The 21,961-nt window shown below is 33.9% G+C and carries 15 protein-coding genes; 13 read left to right on the top strand and 2 right to left on the bottom strand.

The features are described 5' to 3' along the window. The first annotated feature begins 1 nt into the window (after nt 1). The 5 genes from BK054_RS04100 (at nt 2) to BK054_RS04080 (ending at nt 3,959) form a co-directional block, all read left to right on the top strand. Nucleotides 2-628: a hypothetical protein gene (locus tag BK054_RS04100; RefSeq protein WP_006259807.1), complete on the top strand. Its 627-nt coding sequence runs from the start codon at nt 2-4 to the stop codon at nt 626-628. Continuing rightward, nucleotides 628-963, top strand: a complete 336-nt coding sequence (locus BK054_RS04095; protein ID WP_071306949.1) for an MGMT family protein — start codon at nt 628-630, stop codon at nt 961-963. Before BK054_RS04100 ends, BK054_RS04095 begins: the two co-directional genes overlap by 1 nt. A gap of 489 nt (nt 964-1,452) precedes the next feature. Next, the gene (locus BK054_RS04090) at nt 1,453-1,980 is read left to right on the top strand and encodes a hypothetical protein (RefSeq protein ID WP_071306948.1); all 528 of its coding nucleotides are present in this window, start codon (nt 1,453-1,455) and stop codon (nt 1,978-1,980) included. 171 nt (nt 1,981-2,151) lie between these two features. Then, on the top strand, nt 2,152-3,420 hold the full coding sequence (locus tag BK054_RS04085; protein WP_071306947.1) for an AAA family ATPase: 1,269 nt from the start codon (nt 2,152-2,154) through the stop codon (nt 3,418-3,420). Beyond that, nucleotides 3,411-3,959 (top strand): hypothetical protein, encoded by a 549-nt coding sequence (locus BK054_RS04080; RefSeq protein WP_071306946.1) that lies wholly within the window; start codon nt 3,411-3,413, stop codon nt 3,957-3,959. The genes BK054_RS04085 and BK054_RS04080 overlap by 10 nt, the downstream gene beginning before the upstream one ends. 304 nt (nt 3,960-4,263) lie before the next feature. On the opposite strand, the gene BK054_RS04075 is transcribed toward BK054_RS04080, so the two are convergent. Then, nucleotides 4,264-5,589, bottom strand: a complete 1,326-nt coding sequence (locus tag BK054_RS04075; protein ID WP_071306945.1) for a sensor histidine kinase — start codon at nt 5,587-5,589, stop codon at nt 4,264-4,266. A 10-nt stretch (nt 5,590-5,599) separates the two neighbouring features. Continuing rightward, complete coding sequence (locus BK054_RS04070) at nt 5,600-6,946, bottom strand: sigma-54-dependent transcriptional regulator (RefSeq protein WP_006266753.1); 1,347 nt, start codon at nt 6,944-6,946, stop codon at nt 5,600-5,602. Nucleotides 6,947-7,098: 152 nt separating this feature from the next. Here BK054_RS04070 and BK054_RS04065 point away from each other — a divergent pair, with 152 nt between their 5' ends. From BK054_RS04065 to BK054_RS04030, 8 genes are read left to right on the top strand one after another with little or no spacing between them, the layout of a single operon-like run. Then, complete coding sequence (locus BK054_RS04065) at nt 7,099-8,340, top strand: efflux RND transporter periplasmic adaptor subunit (RefSeq protein ID WP_156860084.1); 1,242 nt, start codon at nt 7,099-7,101, stop codon at nt 8,338-8,340. A 23-nt stretch (nt 8,341-8,363) separates the two neighbouring features. After that, nucleotides 8,364-9,047, top strand: coding sequence for an ABC transporter ATP-binding protein (locus BK054_RS04060; RefSeq protein ID WP_006262323.1), 684 nt, complete (start codon nt 8,364-8,366; stop codon nt 9,045-9,047). Between the two features lie 12 nt (nt 9,048-9,059). Continuing rightward, the gene (locus tag BK054_RS04055) at nt 9,060-9,815 is read left to right on the top strand and encodes a GIN domain-containing protein (protein WP_071306944.1); all 756 of its coding nucleotides are present in this window, start codon (nt 9,060-9,062) and stop codon (nt 9,813-9,815) included. A 4-nt stretch (nt 9,816-9,819) separates the two neighbouring features. Further along, nucleotides 9,820-12,198 carry an ABC transporter permease gene (locus tag BK054_RS04050; RefSeq protein ID WP_071306943.1) on the top strand — a complete coding sequence of 793 codons (2,379 nt, stop codon included), beginning with the start codon at nt 9,820-9,822 and terminating at the stop codon, nt 12,196-12,198. 2 nt (nt 12,199-12,200) lie between these two features. After that, nucleotides 12,201-14,654: an ABC transporter permease gene (locus BK054_RS04045; RefSeq protein ID WP_006262320.1), complete on the top strand. Its 2,454-nt coding sequence runs from the start codon at nt 12,201-12,203 to the stop codon at nt 14,652-14,654. Between the two features lie 2 nt (nt 14,655-14,656). Next, nucleotides 14,657-17,092: an ABC transporter permease gene (locus BK054_RS04040; protein ID WP_025124560.1), complete on the top strand. Its 2,436-nt coding sequence runs from the start codon at nt 14,657-14,659 to the stop codon at nt 17,090-17,092. Nucleotides 17,093-17,094: 2 nt separating this feature from the next. Continuing rightward, nucleotides 17,095-19,524, top strand: a complete 2,430-nt coding sequence (locus BK054_RS04035; RefSeq protein ID WP_071306942.1) for an ABC transporter permease — start codon at nt 17,095-17,097, stop codon at nt 19,522-19,524. A gap of 1 nt (nt 19,525) precedes the next feature. Next, a complete protein-coding gene (locus tag BK054_RS04030; RefSeq protein ID WP_071306941.1) occupies nt 19,526-21,961 on the top strand; it encodes an ABC transporter permease in 2,436 nt (811 codons plus the stop codon).

The following is a 21,961-nucleotide window of genomic DNA, read 5'->3' as shown; positions in this document are numbered from 1 at the left end:
GATGGGAGTAGAAGTTGTCACACTTTTATTTTTCGGTTTTTTAGCAGCTACCTTGGGAGTTTCTCTTCCAGGGTTGCTTAATATGACAGCTGTCAAGATTGCTAAGGAAGAAGGAGGGCGCAATGCTTTCTCGTACGTCTTAGGAGCTTCGACCGTTATTTTTATTCAGACCTTTATCGCCATATTCTTTTCTAAGCTTATTGATTCTAGCCCGAGTATTACTGAGGCATTACACGAAATCGGTTTAGTTATTTTTGCGATATTGACGATTTACTTCTTCTTTTTTGCAAAGAAAAAAGAGATGAAGAAAAAGAATAATCCTAAGAAGAGCAAGTCACCTTTTGTTTATGGACTTTTCTTAGCTTCGATCAATGTATTCTTAATTCCCTATTACGTTTTTTTAAGTATTACTTTAGCTACTTATGATTATCATATCTTTGACCTGATCTGTACTATATTCTTCTCATTAGGGGTAGTGATAGGATCAGCGATGATGTTTTATCTCTATATCTCATTCTTTAAGAAACCTTCTAGAGAGGATGCTTTTATTCTGCGCAATATTAACTACGTAATCGGGACTATTACAGGTATTATCTGCTTGATCACGATATATAAGTTATTGAAATAATGGACAAGCAGGATAGTTTCTTTGAACGAGTTTTCACTGTTGCGAGACAGATACCAGTAGGTAGAGTGACTACTTACGGTGCTATAGCTAGAGCTATCGGAGCAGCGCGTTCGGCGCGTATGGTAGGTTATGCGATGAATGCGTCTCATGATGATGATACAGTACCTGCACATCGTGTAGTGAATCGCAATGGATTATTGACAGGTAAGTTTCATTTTGATGGAACTAATCTGATGCAACAGTTATTAGAGAATGAAGGGGTTGAGGTAGTAGATAATAAAGTGGTCAATTTTAAAGAACTCCTTTGGGAACCTACTGTGTACGAAGGAGAATAAATAACCTTATAGACCGCTTCTTTTCTCTAGTAGTGTATTTTAATCCAATTATTTAGATGTTATTAGTTCATATTTTGAATTAGTTTGTTTACTTCTTATTTTTACAGAAAGAGGTCTGTTTTTCTCTAATAAATAGCTGTTATTTCCTTTTAAGAGTTTTAGAAGACTCTTTATTTACTGTTTTTTTGCATATTTAGGCTATTTAAGCCTTTTTTTGTGTCTTTTTTTAAAAAATAAGCTTAGTTTTTTTGCATTCATATTGAGATTTTAATGATTCAAATCATTGAATATTAGTTGTTTGTGGTTGTTTTTGTTTTTAGGGATTAAAAACCAGAATAGCCTGTAATCCTAGATATACTACGCTTTAGATTGAGCTCCTTCAAGAGTTCTTCAACATTTCCCCAAGATCGCTCTAGTAGAGGGCTTATTTCTTGAAGAAGTCTTGAAGATGTGTTGGGGCAGTGTTGAAGAGGTTATAAGATATAAGGAATGAGTTATTGCTTTTTTAGCTGTACTTTTAGGTATTCAAAAAACAGTTATGAAAAGCTTTTTATTGTTAGTATTATCTTTTTTTTTTCGGTTGTAGCTAGTTGTTACTCTAGTGAGGGTATTAGCTTCTCTTATCTTAAGAAAGATCTCTTAGGGTCTTGGGAATATGTGTCTTCTAAAGTGTATGATATAGAAGGGAATATAGTAAGAGAAGGGGTAGAAGAGAGTCCTGATCACTGTAAACTGTTGATTATAACTTTTGACGAAGAGACGATTAAGTATTTTAAGTACAATGGGAAAGATACCGAAGGGAATTGTTTAGTATTGAGCAAAAAAGTAAAGTACGATTTAAGAAATGACTGTATTTATATACTTGATAGTGAGGGGGAGTTAGATTTAGAAGAGAGGGTGGTAATTAAAGAATTATCTGCTGATACGCTTTCTTTTTACAGGAGGTTAGTGGATCCTAGTATCAGTAATGGAGTGGCACTTCAAGGGATAGAGTTAAAACTAAAAAAGGTGAAATAGAAAAAGGCTGAAGATGTGATAGAGTACAGACTAGAAGTCTGCGCTAGTACATTTTACCTTTATCTCAGATAATAAGTGTATTACGTTTATGGATGTTGTATAAATGTGTACCATGATTTATATAAATACATAAAATGGTTTTATCTTTGGGAGTATAATATAGTTAATACAATGCAGAGACAAATTAAAGTTAAGAACTTCGGACCAGTAAGAGAGGGATATACAGGTAATGATGGATGGATAGATATCCACAAGGTTACTGTGTTTATAGGTGATCAAGGTTCTGGTAAGAGTACTGTTGCTAAATTGATAGCTACTTTTGTTTGGTTAGAGAAAGCTTTGATTAGAGGAGATAAAACTTTACCTCTTAAAGAGAATGCTTTTATTGAGTTATTAACTTATCATCGTTTACAGAATTATATAGAACCATATTCAGAACTAGAGTATAAAGGAAATTATTACCATCTAAGAGTTGTTGAAAGCGAAGGTAAGTATAATGTAGAGGCAACGTTATTCAATGATCAGAATATCGTACAACCTAAGGTCATGTATGTGCCTGCCGAGCGCAATGTGTTGAGTTCGATAGAGAATCTTACTCATGTTTCTAGTTTAGTTGCTGGTAGCCTACAGACCTACTTGATAGAGTACAGATATGCTCAGTTAACGAATAAGGATAAGGAAGTAATCTTACCTATTAATAAAGCGAGCTTCTTATACGATTCATCTTCTGATAATAGCTATGTGGTAACGAATAATAAGCGACTAAAAGTAACGGAAGCTTCTAGTGGGTTTCACTCTGTAGTACCTTTGTATTTAGTAACGGATTATCTTTCTCAGTTTATTAAACAAGATGAGCAGAAATTGATTAATTCACTTAGTGCAGATCAGCAGATTCGGAGAAATGTTGAGATAGTCATGTCTAGAGCAATACAGGATGGAGACCATGTTGATGATTATAGATTAGATTCTACTGTATATTTAGATGAAAAACAGAGAAATGTAGATAACAAATACATCTGCCGTAGTGTAATCAATATTGTAGAAGAGTTAGAGCAGAACTTATTCCCTAAGTCTCAACGTAAGGTACTGAATAAGTTAGTTGCTTATAATAATGAGAATGAGTATAACCAGTTAGTCTTAACGACGCATAGTCCTTATTTGATTAATTATTTAACACTAGCAGTGAAGGCTAGTCGTGTAGCACAGTTAGCAGCAGATAATACTGAGGCTCTAAATAGGGTGGCTAATGTAGTTCCTCTAGAAGCAGTATTAGGAATAGATGATCTAGTGGTGTACCAATTAGATGAAGAAAGAGGAAGTATTGAACAGTTAGAAATGTATAAAGGATTGCCTTCTGATGAGAACTATTTAAATGATAGTTTAGAAGATATTAATATACAGTTCTCTGAATTATTTCAAATAGAGGATTTATGCAAGTAGATTTTTTTGATACTTCTTTTTTGACTGTTTTTTCTACTAGTAAGGTAGGGATTAGTGATGCGAATTCGGATAGTAATACGCCAGCAGTTGTGAAGTTTGAAGAAGAAGATACTTGGGATTTTACGATTCATAATCCGAATAGGTATGAGGTAGAGTACAGAGCAATAGATTACTGTATAGATATTTTCAGATTGGTTAATGATGATACTTTTAGTAGTGCTTCGACAGGTGAGGAGTTAATCAAGCGATGTGAAGGATTCCTCTTTAGAGCAGAACAGTTTGTTGTGTTTTTTGAGATAAAAACAGGATTGGGAAAAGGATGGTTTACAGATGCTTGTAGAAAGTTTGAAGAAACTATATTGAGTTTTAAAGAGCATCACTCTGATAAAAGTGATTTAATACGCAATCCTATTATTAGTAATAAGAATTACAGTACATATAGAGTCCCACAGAACTATGGTGTACAGAATGATATTTTAAGAGATAAGACAGGACTAAATATCGAGGTGAAGTTATCCACTTCGTATGATGTAGCATAGACAATAAAGAAACTCCACTTGATTAGGTGGAGTTTTGTTATTTATAGTATTCCTCTTTTTGATAGCTTTAGAGATCATATATAGATATGTGGTCAAAAAGGTCGGGTATTAAGAAAATATCTAGTAGAGATTTCTAGTGACGTCCATTGTGTGACGCGCATGATAATGCGTCTGTACTTTGACGTAGTCAGGAGGCGTGTGGGCTAAATGCGTTTGTGGATATGCTAGTGTGATTCCTCCTATCGTCGGAATGACAAGATACTAGATATTATGCCATAGGTGCAATTTCTAATTCCTAATTAATTTAATACAGTGGGAAGTTAAGACTGAAGACTGTTCTGTCTTCTCGTCTGTGGTACGTTAGGTACCCATTGTGCATCTCTACGATATTCTTAGATAGAGGTAGTCCGATACCTGCACCTTCTTCACGGGTGGTGTAGAAAGGGATGAATATCTTCTCTTTAATCTCAGGGATAATTCCTAGTCCACTGTCTTCTATATCTATGTAGATACGGTTGTTCTTTTCGTATAAGTTAATATGGATTTCTTTTACCTCTTGTTTGGCAGTGGCGTGTATTGCATTCGTCAATAAGTTGATAAATACTTGCTCCATCTGCTTAATGTCCCACTCTAGATTGATCTGCAGATTTAAGTTTGTTTGTACTTTGATACCGTTATTCTTAAATAGAGGCATCAGAGTTTCTATACTCATCTGTATGATGCGATTAACAGGGGCTGATTGCTTTTTAGGAGAGGTCAGCATGGTTAGCTTTCTATAGTTGTCTATGAATTGCTGTAAGTGATTAGTACGATTAACGATCGTATTGATACTTACTTTGATATCATCCATATCTTCTTCTGACAGCTCTTCCTCTTCTAGTATTTCTTGAGTATTATGAGCAAGTGAGTGGATAGGTGTAAGAGAGTTCATGATCTCATGAGAGATAATCTTCATTAGATTCTCCCAAGTATCTTTTTCTTTTTTCTCTAACACTTTCTGAATAGAATCTAATAAAACGATGAAGTACTCTTGATTTTGACTTATTGTATTAGAAGTTTGGAGCATAAAGGTTTGTTTCTCCTCATGCTCTATTTTGATATCGATAGACTCTTTAGACTCTTTAAAGTTTAGCTGTTGTAGATGATGGGTTAGTGTAGGGAGTAGTCGTTCTAGGTTTGTCCAAGACCTAATCTTCGGTATATCGAATAGGGAAGAGAAGTAATCATTGATAAGGAATATGTCCCACTTATCGTTCTTCTTCTCTAGAATTAGGATACCTGTTTCTATATTGTTTAAAATATTTAGATAGACGAGCTCGCGTATTTCGTTTTGCTGTTGTTGTGTTTGCAGTTTATGGTAGAGCTTCTGTAAGTTGTTTAGTGTCTCATTAGGTTGCTCTTTTGTTGTCTTAAGCGAATAGTCATCATACATCATCGCTAGTACAATACGGTCTATGGCTGTGTAATATTTCTTCTGAAAAAAGAAAAGTTCAATGAATAAAGCGACTATCAGTATACATACCAAGACAAAGGAATACACAAGACTCTTAGTGAATAAAAACATGCCTAACAATCCTAATAGAAGGATGACTATAATGCGCAAGAAGGCTTTAAAGTGAAATGACTGCATAGGATTAAACTTAGTTTTTGATATTGTACTTTTCTAGTCTTCTGTATAACGCGGCTCTAGATAACCCTAGTTCTTCAGCCGTCTGAGAGATATTGCCATCGTACTTCTCTAGTGCTTTAAGGATAGAGATACGCTCCATATCTTGTAAGGTATTCTCTTCTGTAGAGGTATCGTTAATCATAGTTGGTGAAATACCGAAATCATGAAGGTTTAGTTCATCCTCTTCTGTTAGGATTAATGCACGCTCTACACGGTTTTGCATTTCGCGTATATTCCCTTTCCAGTCGTAGTAAGTTAAGGCTTGCTGAGTAGATTCGCTAATACTCGGTACAGTACGATCATATTTATGTGCATACTCTTCCACAAAGAATTGTAGTAGAGGTAAGATATCTTCTAGGCGATCTCTTAATGGAGGTAGCTGTAGTGTCACAGTGTTGATACGGTAATACAAGTCTTCTCTGAATGACTTCTCATTGACCTCTTGTTCTATATTAGCATTCGTAGCTGTGATGATGCGGATGTCTACAGGGCGAGCTTTAGACTCCCCTAGTCGAATCACACTTTTAGATTGGATGACTTGAAGAAGCTTAGCTTGTAAGTGAAGAGGTACATTGCCGATTTCGTCTAAGAATATAGTCCCGCCATTTGCGGCTTCGAAGCGACCTTCGGTATCTTGTTTAGCATCTGTAAAAGCTCCTTTAGCATAACCAAATAGCTCACTCTCAAAAAGATTTTCGTTTAAAGACCCCAAGTCTACATGGATGAATGGTTGCTCTTTTCGAGGAGAATTGTCATGTATATGTTTTGCTAATACGTATTTACCTGTACCATTCTCTCCTAATATTAGTGCATTAACATCCGTTTTAGCTACACGACTAGCCATCGTATATACTTTCTGAATGCTAGGAGCCTGGCCTATAAATACGTTATCTTCTTTTTGTGGTTTGTCTACTACTGTTTCTTTTTTGCGCAGTTGCTTGACTACTCCTTTTACGGTTTCTATAAGTGCTTCGTTATTCCATGGTTTTAGGATATAATCTACCGCTCCGAGTTTGATTCCCTCTACAGCAGTCTCTACATTACCATAAGAAGTCATCAGTATAATCTGTGTATTCGGTGCAATATTCTTAATCTCTTTAAACCAAAATATCCCTTCTTTACCATCTTCGAAGCCTACGCGATAATTCATGTCTAGAATAATCACATCTACTTCTTGTTGAGAAAGTATTTCTGCTATTTTTTTGGGGTTATTATTCGTCAATATGGTTTCAAAGTGTCTTTTTAGCAACATTTTTGCTGCAATAAGAACTTCAGAATTGTCGTCTAATACAAGAATTGTAGCGTTAGTTTTTCTCATGGTGTAAAGGTTTATTTCAAAAGCGAACGTTTTAGTGTCCGAAACTGAACAGTTTATTTTTTGATCAAATATTAAGTTGTTGATTTGTAATGATTAATGTGTTCATTAATGATTGGCACATTATTGTTATTATATCTATAAAACAATTAATAATGGATCGTACTATTCCTCGTAAAAATAGAAAAAAAGTTAAGATAATACTTGTTTCAGTTGGTATTATCGCTTTGCTATTGATCAGTTATATCACTTTTTTTCAGCATATCGCTTTAAACGTTTCTAAGAAAGAGATACGTATTCGTCCTGTAGAAGAGAACTTCTTCGAAGAGTATATTTCTTTTCAGTCTCAGGTAGAACCATTGCATTCTTTGTTAGTTAATATCACAGAAGGAGGAGCGGTGATGGAGAGATTAGTAGAGAATGGTAGTATGGTAGTACAGGGACAACCTTTAGTAAGACTGTATAACCCGAGTTCTGAGTTTAACTTTATGTCTCAAGAAGCTTCTCTGATTGATCAAATGAATAATTTGAATGTGAATAAGATGAATATTCGTAATCAAGAGTTAAATTTAACGAAAGATTTGATAAGCATCGAGTACGATTATAAGAATGCAGAGCTACAGTATGATCTGAATAAGAAATTATATGATCAAGAGATATTGTCAGAGAGTGATTGGAACAAAACAAGAGAGGCTCTAACATATCAAAAAAAGCGTAAGGCGCTGATGGAAGAGAGTATCCAAAAAGAGAAACAAAGTAATGCGTTACAAGTAAAACAAATAGATCAATCGATAGCTGTCATCAATAGAAGCTTAGAGCAGCTAAGAGAGAATAAACAGAATTTCTTATTAAAAGCACCTGTATCGGGGAGGCTGTCATCGTTCGAGGCTATATTAGGAAAGACGTATAACGGAGGAGAAAGTATCGGTAAGATAGATGTGATGGAAGGATATAAGCTAGTTGCACAGGTAGATGAGTTCTATCTCGATAAAATAATGCTTAAGCAGAGAGGGCAGATCGATATGAAAGGGCAAATCACGAATGTAGAAGTGATCAAAGTGTTGCCTGAGGTAAAGAGTGGTAGATTCGAAGTACACCTAGCTTTCGATACAGAAAAGGAGCTAAAACTACAGGAAGGGACGACTTTCGGAGTGAAGTTATTCTTGTCAGGAAAAGAGAAAGCGCTCTTATTACCTAAAGGTAATTTCTTTCAAGACACAAAAGGAGAATGGGTATATGTAGTGAAAAATAATAAGGCTACAAGAAGGAATGTAGAGATAGGACGCGAGAATCCTGCTTACTATGAAGTCATATCAGGCTTAGAAGTAGGGGAGGAAGTGATCGTATCAAGTTATAAAGATTATTTAAGAGTAGAACATTTAAACATAGAAGAATAATTATGGTAATAACTATTAATCAAATGTCTCGTGTATTTCAGACAGAAGAAATAGAGACAACAGCTTTAAATCAGGTTTCTTTAAATGTGAAAAAAGGAGAGTTTATCTCTGTTATGGGACCTTCAGGATGTGGAAAGTCAACACTGTTAAATATCATCGGACTATTAGATAATGCGAGTAGTGGAAGCTACCTATTATTAGACAAGGAGATGGTGGGATTAACAGAAAGTCAGCGAGCACAGATTAGAAAAGAAAACATCGGATTTATCTTCCAGAACTTTAATCTAATCGATGAGTTGACAGTGTATGATAATATAGAACTTCCTCTAATCTATAATAAAGTGCCTAGTAGTGAGCGCAAGAAGAGGGTAATGGAGATAGCAGAACGCTTGAACATAGTACATAGATTAAAACATTATCCACAACAGCTATCAGGAGGACAACAACAACGTGTGGCTGTAGGGCGTGCTTTAGTAACGAACCCTAAGATTATCCTAGCCGATGAGCCTACAGGTAACTTAGATAGTAAGAATGGTAACGAAGTAATGGAATTATTAACAGAACTGCACCAACAAGGAGCTACAATCATCATGGTGACTCACTCGAATCACGATGCTTCGTACTCAGAACGCACGATTTTAATGAAAGATGGAATGATCTTATCAGAGAAAATGAATACTAAAATCGTAGATGTTTTTGCAGAATAAAAACACAGAATTATGATACGTTTTTTATTAACACTTGTAGCCGCGCTATTGTCCTTTATCATGCATGGACAAGGTAAGCAAACGGTTACTATCGCTGGAGGAGTACAAAGTATAGAAGTATCTTCTATAGTGATAGTTAATGTTGATGCAACTAGGGATTCTAATACAGTAGAAATAGTCACTGATATGGAGAGCCCAGAAGAGTTAGTACAAATCAGACAGGTAGGAACTAAATTGTCTATTGAATCCAAATCTCCAAACAGAAGATATAAAAGTATAGGAAAGATTACAGTGAATGTTTCTCAGAAGTCAGTACTTACTTATTACGCTAGTGCTATGGCTAGAATAGTGGTGTCTGGTAGAGTATCTGGTGATAGCGCTAAGATATCTGTTGATGGGGCTGGATCTATAAATGCTAATTTCTCTGTGAATACAATCAGTATTAATGTAGACTCAGCCTCTAAGTATGTTGGTAATGTAACAGCGAAGACAATGAAGGCTAATGTAGACTCAGCAGGTCGTGTGGAAGTGACAGGAGATGTCGAATCCCTTGTAGTCAATGTGGATAGTGCAGCGACATTCGCAGGCAAAGGCTTAAAAGCAAAAACAGTAAAAGCTGAGGTAGACTCTATGGGGAAGGCAGAAGTGTATCCTACAGAAAGTCTAAATGCTTATGCAGACTCTATGGGTAAAGTGGTGTACTATAATACACCAAAAGAATTAAAGAAATATACAGATTCTATGGGATCAGTTAAGGCAGGTAATTAGTGTTATGCTAAAGAATTGGTTTAAAATATATATTAAAAATATCAGCAACTCTAGATTGTTCTTTTTGTGGAATATCATAGGGTTAGCTATTGGTATGGCTTCTGTTATCCTAGCAGTGACTTACTATAAGAGTGAGTATAGCTATAATAGATGGATACCTAAGGTAGGTAATATGTATGAAGTAAACCTAGAGATGGGAAAACAATCCAATTCTATTTATATCCCTGCAGGGGTTGGGCCTTATTTATTAGAGAATCAATTAGCTGAAGACTACTGTTACTACGCATTAGAGTATTTAGATTTCTATGGGGAGAGTAGATCAGAACAGGGAGTTGTAAGTAAGATATTAAATACACAAGAGTCGTTCTTTCATTTTTTTTCTTTTGAATTTAAGTATGGCGATAAAGATAGACTGTTCATAGATGACTATTCTATAGTAATATCTTCTAATCTTGCTACTCGTTTTTTTGGAGACACAAATCCCGTGGGTGACACACTGTCGTTAGCGCATCAGAAGTATGTGATAAGAGGGGTGTATAAATTAAATCAACGTGCTACGATAATGCCTGAGGTTGTACTTGCTTCTATAGACTTTGATGATATGGAAGAGTATGAGTTATGGCAAGAGAATGTAGGTGGGCTCGTGTTTAAAAAAGCAGAAGGAGTAGACCAGGTTAAGTTATTAAAAGACCTAGAAGAAGTTTACTACAATAAGAAAAAGAAGAATAAATACTTCGATGATAGAGGAGATGAGGTTACTTCTAAGTTAGTTCCATTAGCAGAAGCTCGATTTGAATCTAAGCAGAGTACTCTATTAGAAGGAAATACAAAGAGAGAAACAATAGGGTTAATCAGTGGGTGTTCGTTCTTAATCTTTTTACTGACTGTAGTGAACTATATCAGTCTGAATCAGTCTAATGTCTTAAGTAGAGCAAAGGAGTTGTCTCTAAGAAGAATTATAGGAGCTTCAAAAGGACAGTTGGTATTACAGTTACTTTTTGAGACGGTACTGAATGTCTTAGTTGCGTTAAGTATTTCTTTGGTTTTAGTAGAATTGAGCTTACCTATCTACAACAGTTTTTTACATCAACACTTAGTGTTCTCTTGGGAAGCTATGGGGATTGTGATTTTACTGATAGGTGGAGGAATTATTTGTCTAGGAGGTTTGTTACCTGCTTTATACGGTAGTATTATCGCGAGACAACACACTAAGGGAGGACAAGTACAGCTTCATCTAAGTATCTCTAAATGGAGAATGGCATTCGTGGGAATACAGTTGGTGATTGCTTTCTTTTTCTTAATCGCTGGATGGCTAGTGTATAATCAAGTGGATTATATGCAAAGCAAAGAATTAGGATTTAAGGGAGAGCAGGTATATCAAGTCAAGCTATATACACAACAGATCAGACGTAAGATGTATAGGTCATCTAAAGTCATAGAGCAAATAGCGGATATAAAAGGGGTGAAAGGTGTAGGGCTGTCTACGATCTCTTTTAAAGGAAATAGTATGAATACGAATCATACGGCTTATTATCAACAACAGAAAATAACGGACTTCATCATGGATGGGGTAGATGAAGGGTATATACAGATGATGGGCTTCAATATGCTGGCGCTTGAGGAGGATATAGATGAAGATCTCCCAACCGTATATGTCAATGAGAAGTTTGTTACTCAACTAGGTAAACAACCTAGTGATGTAGTAGGGGAAGTCATAGCGTATGACAGTAATACGTTTATCATAAAAGGGGTAATAGGAGACTTTAACCGAGACGGGTTTGAAGAGAGCATAAAGCCAATGCTTCTGTTTCACTGGAGAGATATAGAGTTTTTACCTTATGGTATAGAGTCTCTATCTGTGCAGATAGATCCAGAGATAAAGGAAGAAACTCTAGAACGTCTACAAGCGTTCTGGATAGTGAATGTCGATTATGAGTATCCGTTTGAGGTGATGGCTGTGAAGAAACAGTTTGCTCAGACTTATCAGAAAACATTATCACAGCGCAATATGTTTATGCTGTGGAATGGAGCAGTAGTGTTGATCGCTCTGTTCGGACTCTACGCGGTGATGTCCTTTGCAATAGAACAACAATTAAAGGAAATCGTGATCAGAAAAGTATTAGGGGCTAGTGAGAAAGAACTCTATCTAAAGTTACTAAAGCCTTTTATATATGCTCTGGGGATTACTTATGTATTAGTACTATATCCTACATATTGGTTGATGAGCAGATGGTTAGATAGGTTTGTAGATCATACAGATATTTCGGTTTACCCATTTGTACTTTCTTTAGTGCTACTCTCTGTTTTAGTCTTTGTGGTTTTAGCAAGTAAGCTGTATAAGGCTGTTAAAATCAATATTATTAATTATATCAAATACGAATAAAAATGTTAAAGAACTGGTTGAAAATATATTGGTACAATACGATGAAGCACAAGATGTATTTCTTGTTGACAGTAGTAGGATTGACACTAGGTATTGCGTCAGTTGTATTAGCATCGTTGTACTATCTAGAAGAGTCTAGTTATGATCAATGGAACCCTTATAAGGATGAGGTGTATCTCGTAGAGACTGTAGCTCCGAATTTCTCTATGACAGATCAGTTCCGTCCTATGGGAAGGTATCTAAAGGATAATTATAAGGAACTAGATGATTATATGTACTTTGGATATAATGGTTCTTTAAATTTTATTTATAATGAGAAGACAATAGATGTAAAGGATACATATGCTGTACAAGATAACTACTTTGAGTTTTTTCCATTCGAGTTTGTATATGGCAATGCTGAAAAAGCGTTAGTTAATCCTAATGATGTAGCAATAGATATTAAGATCTCTGAAGCACTATTTGGGGAAGGAGTAAACCCAATAGGTAAGACAATAGAAGCTGTTAATCCAAACTATGATAGTCAGGGTAACACTAGGTTTATAATCTCTGGTGTATACAAAATAGGAGACCTACGCAGTTCTTTTGCTCCTAATGCAGTTATGAATAATTTGCCTGAAAAGCCTAGTGAAAATGATGACTGGACGAAGGAATTTGGATTAAATCTATGTGTGAAGACTAAACAGCCTGATAGAATTAAAAAGGCTATAGTGGAGCTTAGAGATAAATATGTTGCCATTCCTAAGGCAGAGAAGGATGGTCTAACATTAGAGCAATATAAAGAAGAGGAGCCTTTTAAATACTATACAGGAGATATCGTATTAAATAAACTTGCAGATGCTCGTATGTTACCGAATAAAAGGTTATTATTCCCAGCAGGTAGCGCAAATGTGCAAATGCTAAACATTAGTATCTTCTTATCTATGACGATACTCTTACTTTCTATTTTTAATTATGTCAATCTATCATTAACGCAAGTAGTGAGTAGAGGAAAAGAAATAGGAATGAGAAGAGTAGCTGGTGGAGGTAAGAGAAGTTTTTATCAGCAGAGTATTTTTGAAACTGCTATTGTGGTTATTCTTTCTTTAGTATTAGCTATTTGTATTATTGAGCTCATTCTGCCTTATATCAATGTCTATTTAGAGGCGAATATCACATTTTCGTTTATCAATGATTTAGCTGTTCTTATCGTTATTGCCACTTTAGTGATTCTGATATGCGGTGGTATTCCTGCTTTTTTTGTTTCAAGATTTGAGACTGTCAAATTATTAAAAGGAAATGTAATAGGGACTAAAGGAGGTAAGTGGCTTAGTAATGGTTTTTTAGTTCTTCAATTTACAATAGCTTGTTTCTTTATTATTGGTTCTATCATCGTCAATGAGCAAGTAAGTTATATGCTCAATAAAAGTCTGGGTTTTAAAGGAGATCAAGTTATTAATATAGAGTTTCTTAATCATAATAGTTATACAGGAAAGCGCGCTGCTAAATATGCAAGCTTCAAAGCCGAACTAGAAAAGATTAGAGGAATAGAGTCGGTATCTACTAGTACCATAGGTTTTGGAAATGCTTCAAATGGTGTATTTGGTACCTATCACAACAACGGGAAAGAGAATTTGATGATTAGTAATGTTATGATAGACTATGATTTCTTCGATGTATTAAAGATTGAATTAAAAGAAGGTAGGATGTTATCTGCTCAATTATCTTCTGATAGTTTAGATAATGTGGTGGTGAATGAGACTTTTGTTCGTAGGATGAATTTGACTAAGCCTCTTGATACTTCAGTAGAACTGCTAGGTACGAATAAAAAAATAGTGGGAATAATTAAAGACTTTAATATCGATGGACTAGAAGATAAAATATTACCATCAGTATATTCTTATATGCCAGAGACTAAGCATAGCTATGGGATGTATTCTGTCATATACATAAAGGTTGTTCCAGAATATTTTAGTAAGACTATTGTTGATATCGAGAAGCTGTGGAAGAAGTACAATATAGAAGAAAGGGATGTGTTTCAATACAAGTTTGTAGATAAGCAGTTTGCAGAGACTTTCCATAAAGTACAGATGGAGAAGAGAATATTTAATATTCTAAGTACTGTAGTTGTATTCATTGCTTTATTTGGACTGTTTGCTGTATCGTCTTTTACAATAGGAACAAAGCTAAGAGAAGTAGCTATCCGCAAGGTATTAGGAGCTGAGACTTTCGGACTGTTAAGACAATTGACATTTCAGTATATAATCTATTGCTTGGTTGGATTCGGTATAGCAGTATTCCCTAGTTATTATTTTTTAAATAAGTGGTTAGCGAACTATGCGTATCGCATAGAGATCGGATGGAGTGTGTATGTGTATAGTTTGTTGTTGATTTTAGGATTGACATTGTTGATTGTTATTAGTCGTGCTTATAAGGCGACTAGAGTAGATGTATTAAAGTATATCAAATACGAATAGAGATGTTAAAGAACTGGTTAAAGATTTATTGGTACAATACGATGAAACACAAGATGTATTTCTTGTTGACAGTAGTAGGATTGGCGATAGGTATTGCGTCAGTTACATTAGCATCGTTATATTATCTAGAAGAGTCTAGTTATGATCAATGGAATCCTTATAAGGATGAGGTTTTTGTTTTAGAGACTAAAAGTGATCAGTTTTCTATTGATAGTCAGCCTTTTGGATTAGGATATTCTTTAAAGGATAATTATCCTATAGTAGAAGACTATATGTATTATAATGGAGTATATTTTCAGACAAATGTAAAAATAGATGAGAAGGAATATACTATTGAGAAAGTAATATATGCTCAGAAGAATTTCTTTTCTTTTTTTCCTTTTGAGTTTATTTATGGCAATGACAAAACAGCGTTTAATAATCCAAATGATATTGCTATAGAGTTAGAATTAGCTGAATTACTATTCGGTAAAAATGTTAATCCATTAGGAGAAGAAATTGAGATAAAGGATGTTAAGTATAGTGTATCTGCTGTCTATAGAATAGAACATGATATAAGAAGTTCTATGAGTCCTAATATTGTAATAGATAAGTTAAGTACTGAAGAGATCGCGTCTAGAGGAGATTGGTTTACAAGTAATTATAATTTAGTAGTTAAAACCAAAGATAAGGAACAGGCTAGGGTAGCTATTGATAATTTATTCTATGAACACTTTTATACTGTTTTAGCAGAGTCTAAAGGAGTTTCTGTAGAAGAATTTGTAGAGACTACTTTTAAAAGCTTCTATGCTAAGAGTTATTTATTACCCTTAAATGGCGCTAGAATGAATGCAATTGGTTACTTTCTTCCTGAAGGGAATACTAATCTATTGATGTTGAAGATTATAGTGGGACTGTCTGTTATGATATTATTACTGTCTGTATTTAATTTTATTAATCTAACATTGTCTCAGTCTCTAAATCGAACTAAAGAAGTGGGAGTGAGAAAGGTTTTAGGTGCAAACAGAGGCTTAATTATTAGTCAAGGACTATTTGAATCTTTTGTAACAACAGGAATAGCTTTATTATTAAGTGTTATTATTTTAGAATTATTAGTGCCGTTCATAAATGTATTTGTTGATACAACTATTGAGTTCTCGTTTTTTAAGTTTATAGGTTTATTATCGAGTGTATTAATAGTTGTCACTCTCTTAGTGGGTATGTTACCAGCACTATATCTCGATAAGATGGATACGGTATCAGCACTTAAAGGTTTTATCTATAAAAGCACTAGTGGAAGAATACTAAAAAACAGTTTTTTAGTATTACAGTTTGTTATTGCTAGTTTTTTTATCACCAGTGGGATATTAATACACCAACAGGTTAATTATATGCTTCATAAAGATCTTGGCTTTAAGGGAGATCAGGTAATAGGTGTGTTATTTGACGAAAATAATCAGTATAATGAGTCATCTGATCGATTAAGTAAATACTATAATTTTAAAGAAGAACTTCTACAATTAAAAGGAGTGGAGGATGTGTCAACAGCTTCTTCACACTTTGGAAGTGGTGCATTATCTAATGTCTTTACTTATCATTCGTATCAATCAGAACAGTTCTTAGTAGAGCAAATCGGAATGGATTATAATTACTTTGATCTATATGATATAAAGATGAAACAAGGGAGAAATATATCTTCTCGCTTTGCTTCTGATAGTATTAATAACATCATTGTCAATGAAGCTTTTGTTAGAGAAATGAAAGAGAAAGAACCACTAGGGAAGTTTATAGAAGGCAAAGGTTTTAAGTACACAATCATAGGTGTGGTAGATGACTATAATAATGAAAGATTAGCAAACGAAGTAAAACCTAAGATTTACTACCACTTTCATACTAATCAAAGGATAAGAAATAACTTTCTGTATGTCTCTATTAAATTAAGTAAAGATAAGATAGAACCTACTCTAGAAGCTGTTGAAAAAATATGGAAGAAATATAATATAGATAGTAAAATTCCTTTTGTTTATGAATTTGTAGATCAACGTTATGCGAAAACTTTTGACCGTGTTTTATTAGAGAGAAAAGTATTTAGAGTATTAAATTATACAGTTGTATTCATTGCTTTATTTGGCTTGTTTGCTGTATCGTCTTTTACGATAGGAACAAAGTTAAGAGAAGTAGCTATCCGCAAGGTATTAGGAGCTGAGACTTTCGGACTGTTAAGACAGTTGTCATTTCAGTATATAATCTATTGCTTAGTTGGATTCGGTATAGCAGTATTCCCTAGTTATTACTTTTTAAATAAGTGGTTAGCGAATTATGCGTACCGCATAGAGATCGGATTGGATGTGTATGTGTATAGTTTGTTGTTGATTTTAGGATTGACATTGCTGATTGTTATCAGTCGTGCTTATAAAGCGACTAGAGTAGATGTATTAAAGTATATCAAATACGAATAGAGATGTTAAAGAACTGGTTAAAGATTTATTGGTACAATACGATGAAACACAAGATGTATTTCTTGTTGACAGTAGTAGGATTGGCGATAGGATTATCAGCTGTGATTATTTCGTATTTATATTATACTGAAGAAATGTCTTATGATACTTGGCACAAGGATAGTGATCGTGTATTTATGGTAGAGACTAAGTTTAGTGAAGAGGAAAGCTGGCCAATGTTATCTTATCCATTTGGCTCTAAATTAAAAGAAATATCTCCTGAAGTAGAAGCATATTCTTATGTAGATAATAGCTATGATGATGGAATGCTAGTGCATAATGGAGAACTGCTTGCTTATACCAAGGCTATTAGTGTACAGTCTAATTTCTTTACTGTATTTCCTTTTGAAATAGTAAGTGGAAGTCAACTACAACCTTTTGATGCTCCAAATCAAGCATATATAAAAGATACATATGTAGAATACTTATTTAAAGATAGAGACCCTATAGGACAGACTATAGTAATATGGGGTGTCTCTTATGTAGTAAAAGGAATATTTAAAGAAGCAAATACATTAAGTTCTATCAATCCTAATATCGTAATGAATGATTTAGATGAAAGGGAGAAAGAAGCTGTTGAAAAAGAGTATTGGGGAAACTACAACTCTGCTTTATGGATAAAACTAAAGGAAGCTCAATCAAGAGAGATTATAGAAAAAAGGTTACTTGATATATATGATAAGTATGTCATGTTGCCTGAGGCTAATAAAAAAGGTATATCTGTAGACGAGTATAAAAGAAGTAGAGGGGAGCATTCTTTTGGTTTTTATTTACATGATTTAAAGGGACAACGCTTTGTTAAAATTGATGATATAAATGCACTTCCAGAAGGAAAAGCTAATGTTGATAGAATATATATTGCCATAGGTTTATCCGTGTTAATCATATTATTATCTGTATTTAATTATATCAATATTACTACAGTACAGGTAATGAATAGAGGTAAGGAAGTGGGGATGCGTAAGACTTTTGGTGCGAATCGTTTAAGTCTGATGTATCAAAATTATTTTGAATCAACTATAACGGTACTAATCTCTATAGTGTTGTCTTTTGTAATAGTAGAATTCTCTTTACCTAGTTTAAGAGTTTTTTTTGAGGCACAGTTGAGTTTTAATATACTAGATTTTATATTTCAACTAATCGTATTCTTAGTATTAGTAGTAGCCTTAGTGGGGACTCTTCCAGCATTCTATATTTCTAGTTTTAAAACAATAGATGTTTTAAAAGGGAATATGAAGAGGAGTAAGAAAGGTGTGTGGTTTAAGAACATATTGTTAACAGTTCAGTTTATTGTTGCTTGTTTTTTTATTATAGGCTCTTTCATTATTTATCAGCAAGTGAGTTATATGTTGAAAAAAGATTTAGGATATAATGCAGATCAAATAGTAGCAGTGAAATACAACTTTAAAAAGGAGGTGACTAATCAGCTAGATGTGTATGAACGGCTAAAAAAGGATGTACTAAAGTTGAAAAATATAGAAGGTGTAAGTGCTTGCTTATTAGACATTGGTGGATATAGGTATGTGTCATCAGGCTTTAGTTATAAAGAAAAAGATGTGCAGCCTGGTATAGCAGCTATAGATTATGATTTCTTGGAATTATACCAGATTGAAATGAAAGAAGGAAGGATGTTATCAAAGGATTTAGCTAGTGATAGTATCCGGAATGTTTTGATTAATGAGAAAGCAATGTCCTTAATGGGAGAATTAGAGCCAATAGGACAAAATATCAAATGGAATGGAGGTGAGCATACTATAGTAGGGGTTGTGAAAAATTTTAATCTGATAGGACTTAAAGCAGATTATAGACCATTATTATTTGTTGCTCTATCTAATAATGGATGGGGGAAAGGTATGAAGGAGATGTCTATTAAAATAAAAGCTAATAAGGCAGAGGAAACAATGAAGGCTATTGAGGAGGTATGGAAGAAGCATAATATATCTGACTTACCTTTTACTTATGAGTTTGTAGATAAGCGTTTTGCACAGAGTTTTGAACGGTCTTTACAAGAACGAAATGTGTTCTTAGTATTGAATTCTTTGGTTGTTTTTATTGCTCTTTTTGGACTGTATAGTTTGGCATCATTTACGATTAACTCTAGGTTAAAAGAAGTTGCTATACGCAAAGTATTAGGTGCGAGACCTAAAGATCTGATACAGAAGTTAACAGGGCAGTACATTGTCTTTTGTTTAATAGGCTTTGGAATAGCTGTGTTTCCAAGTTATTACTTCTTGAATAAATGGTTAAGTGATTATGCTTTTAGAATAGAGATGAGTGTATGGCCATTTATATTTTGTTTTGTCATCATTATAATATTGACATTACTAATTGTTATCAGTCGTGCTTATAAAGCGACTAGAGTGGATGTATTAAAATATATTAAATACGAGTAGTATGATAAAAAACTGGTTAAAGATTTATTGGTACAATACGATGAAGCACAAGATGTATTTCTTGTTGACAGTCATAGGGTTGGCGATAGGATTATCAGCTGTGATTATTTCGTATTTATATTATACTGAAGAGATGTCTTATGATACTTGGCACAAGGATAGTGATCGTGTATTTATGGTAGAGACTAAGTTTAGTGAAGAGGAAGGCTGGCCATCATTATCTTATCCTTATGGAGAGGTTTTAAAGGATATTTCAGATCGTGTAGAAACTTATAGTTATTTAGATGCTCATTATCAGGGAGGTGTAGTGTTGATCAATGGAGAGGCTAAAGTTTTTGAAAAAGCTAGTTTTGGGCAATCAGCGTTTTTTGACGTATTCCCTTTTGAGATTGTACAAGGAAATAAAATAAAACCTTTTGATGGACCTAATCAGGTATTTATCAAGGATACTTATGTGAAATATCTATTTAAAAATGAAGAACCTGTAGGGCAAGTAATTCTTTTGTGGGGAAAGACATTTACAGTAAAAGGAGTTTATAAGGAAGCAGAAACACTGAGTTCTATAAATCCTAATATGGTATTTAATGTTTTGGACGAACGAGTAGAAAATGCTATAGGTAGTAATGGTTGGGGAAATTATAGTTCAGCACTTTGGATTAAATTAAAAAGTCCAGAGTCAAAAGAGTTGATAGAGAAACAATTATTAAGTATATACGACGAAAAAGTGATTGCTCCTGTAGCAAAAAGCAAAGGACTCACGATAGAGGAACTAAAAAAAGAAAAAGATTATGTATTGACATTTTATTTACATGATTTAAAAGGACAACGGTTAGTTAATTCGAATCAAAAAAACGCTTTGCCAGAAGGAATAGCGAATAGAAATAGAATTTATATTGCTATAGGTCTTTCAAGTCTTATCATGTTATTGTCAGTATTTAATTATATCAATATTACTACAGTACAAGTAATGAATAGGGGTAAAGAGTTAGGTGTACGCAAAGTATTAGGAGCTAATAAAGCAAGTACAATGCTGCAAAACTATTTTGAGTCAGCTGTAACAGTACTTATATCTATTATCATTTCTTTAGTTATAGTTGAATATGCTCTTCCTAGTCTGAGAGTGTTTTTTAAAGCTAAATTGTTGTTTAATGTTTTGGAATTTGTGCCTCAGGTTTTATTGTTTCTAATAACTGTAATTTTTTTAGTGGGAACAGTGCCTGCGTTCTATATTTCTAGTTTTAAAACAATAGAAGTTTTAAAAGGAAATATAAAAAGAAGTAAGAAAGGAGTTTGGTTTAAGAATACATTACTAACAGTTCAGTTTATCGTTGCTTGTTTTTTTATCATCGGTTCTTTGATTGTTAATCAACAAGTGAATTATATGCTTAACAAGGATTTAGGTTATAATGCAAATCAGATAGTAGGGGTACCGTATAACCTTAAAAGAGATCTTGTAGAGAATACTCTACCTATCTATAAAAGACTAAAAGCAGATATTCTTAAAATAAAAGGAGTTGAGGGGGCAAGTGCGTGGTCATTGGCAATAGGCGGAAAAAATTATTCGTCTGTAGGATATTCTTATCAAGGCAAACAAATACAGGCAGGTGTAGCAGCTATGGATGATGATTTTTTAAAACTATTTGATATTAAATTAAAAGAAGGAAGAGCACTGTCTCAAGATTTTGCTTCTGATAGTATAAAAAATGTATTGCTAAATGAAAAGGCAATAACAATGATGGGTATTACTGACAATGCTTTAGGAAAAGAATTTGAATGGAATGAAGAGAAAGTTACTATTGTTGGGGTTGTAAAGGATTTTAATTTGTTTGGATTGCATGAAGATTATCGTCCAATGATATTTATGTCATTAGATTTTGAACAAGGATGGGGGAGCAATATGAATGAGATGTCTATTAAGATAAATACGGAGAATGTTAAAGAGACGATGGAAGCTATAGAACAGGTTTGGAAAAAACATAATATCTCTGATTCACCTTTTACTTATGAGTTCGTAGATAAGCGTTTTGCACAGAGTTTTGAACGGTCTTTACAAGAGCGCAAAGTATTTTTAGTCTTGAATTTATTGGTTGTTTTTATTGCTCTTTTTGGATTGTATAGTTTGGCATCATTTACGATTAACTCTAGGTTAAAAGAAGTCGCTATACGCAAAGTATTAGGTGCGAGACCTAAAGATCTGATACAGAAGTTAACAGGGCAGTACATTGTGTTTTGTTTAATAGGTTTTGGAATAGCTGTATTTCCCAGTTATTACTTCTTGAATAAATGGTTAAGTGATTATGCTTTTAGAATAGAGATGAGTGTATGGCCATTTATATTTTGTTTTGTCATCATTATAATATTGACATTACTAATTGTTATAAGTCGTGCTTTTAAAGCCACTAGAGTAGATGTATTAAAGTATATCAAATACGAATAG

The sequence above is a fragment of the Myroides sp. ZB35 genome, assembly GCF_001865835.1.
Classification (GTDB): domain Bacteria; phylum Bacteroidota; class Bacteroidia; order Flavobacteriales; family Flavobacteriaceae; genus Flavobacterium; species Flavobacterium odoratimimum.
Note: the sequence above shows the minus strand (reverse complement) of the source record. Positions and strands in the feature narration are given on the sequence as shown.

Bases quoted from the DNA above. Each gene is read 5' to 3' on its own strand.
- BK054_RS04070 (WP_006266753.1), bottom strand. From the start codon at position 6,946: ATGAGAAAAACTAACGCTACAATTCTTGTATTAGACGACAATTCTGAA.
- BK054_RS04095 (WP_071306949.1), top strand. From the start codon at position 628: ATGGACAAGCAGGATAGTTTCTTTGAACGAGTTTTCACTGTTGCGAGA.
- BK054_RS04055 (WP_071306944.1), top strand. From the start codon at position 9,060: ATGATACGTTTTTTATTAACACTTGTAGCCGCGCTATTGTCCTTTATC.
- BK054_RS04030 (WP_071306941.1), top strand. From the start codon at position 19,526: ATGATAAAAAACTGGTTAAAGATTTATTGGTACAATACGATGAAGCAC.
- BK054_RS04090 (WP_071306948.1), top strand. From the start codon at position 1,453: ATGAGTTATTGCTTTTTTAGCTGTACTTTTAGGTATTCAAAAAACAGT.
- BK054_RS04085 (WP_071306947.1), top strand. From the start codon at position 2,152: ATGCAGAGACAAATTAAAGTTAAGAACTTCGGACCAGTAAGAGAGGGA.
- BK054_RS04035 (WP_071306942.1), top strand. From the start codon at position 17,095: ATGTTAAAGAACTGGTTAAAGATTTATTGGTACAATACGATGAAACAC.
- BK054_RS04050 (WP_071306943.1), top strand. From the start codon at position 9,820: ATGCTAAAGAATTGGTTTAAAATATATATTAAAAATATCAGCAACTCT.
- BK054_RS04040 (WP_025124560.1), top strand. From the start codon at position 14,657: ATGTTAAAGAACTGGTTAAAGATTTATTGGTACAATACGATGAAACAC.
- BK054_RS04045 (WP_006262320.1), top strand. From the start codon at position 12,201: ATGTTAAAGAACTGGTTGAAAATATATTGGTACAATACGATGAAGCAC.
- BK054_RS04075 (WP_071306945.1), bottom strand. From the start codon at position 5,589: ATGCAGTCATTTCACTTTAAAGCCTTCTTGCGCATTATAGTCATCCTT.
- BK054_RS04080 (WP_071306946.1), top strand. From the start codon at position 3,411: ATGCAAGTAGATTTTTTTGATACTTCTTTTTTGACTGTTTTTTCTACT.
- BK054_RS04060 (WP_006262323.1), top strand. From the start codon at position 8,364: ATGTCTCGTGTATTTCAGACAGAAGAAATAGAGACAACAGCTTTAAAT.
- BK054_RS04065 (WP_156860084.1), top strand. From the start codon at position 7,099: ATGGATCGTACTATTCCTCGTAAAAATAGAAAAAAAGTTAAGATAATA.
- BK054_RS04100 (WP_006259807.1), top strand. From the start codon at position 2: ATGGGAGTAGAAGTTGTCACACTTTTATTTTTCGGTTTTTTAGCAGCT.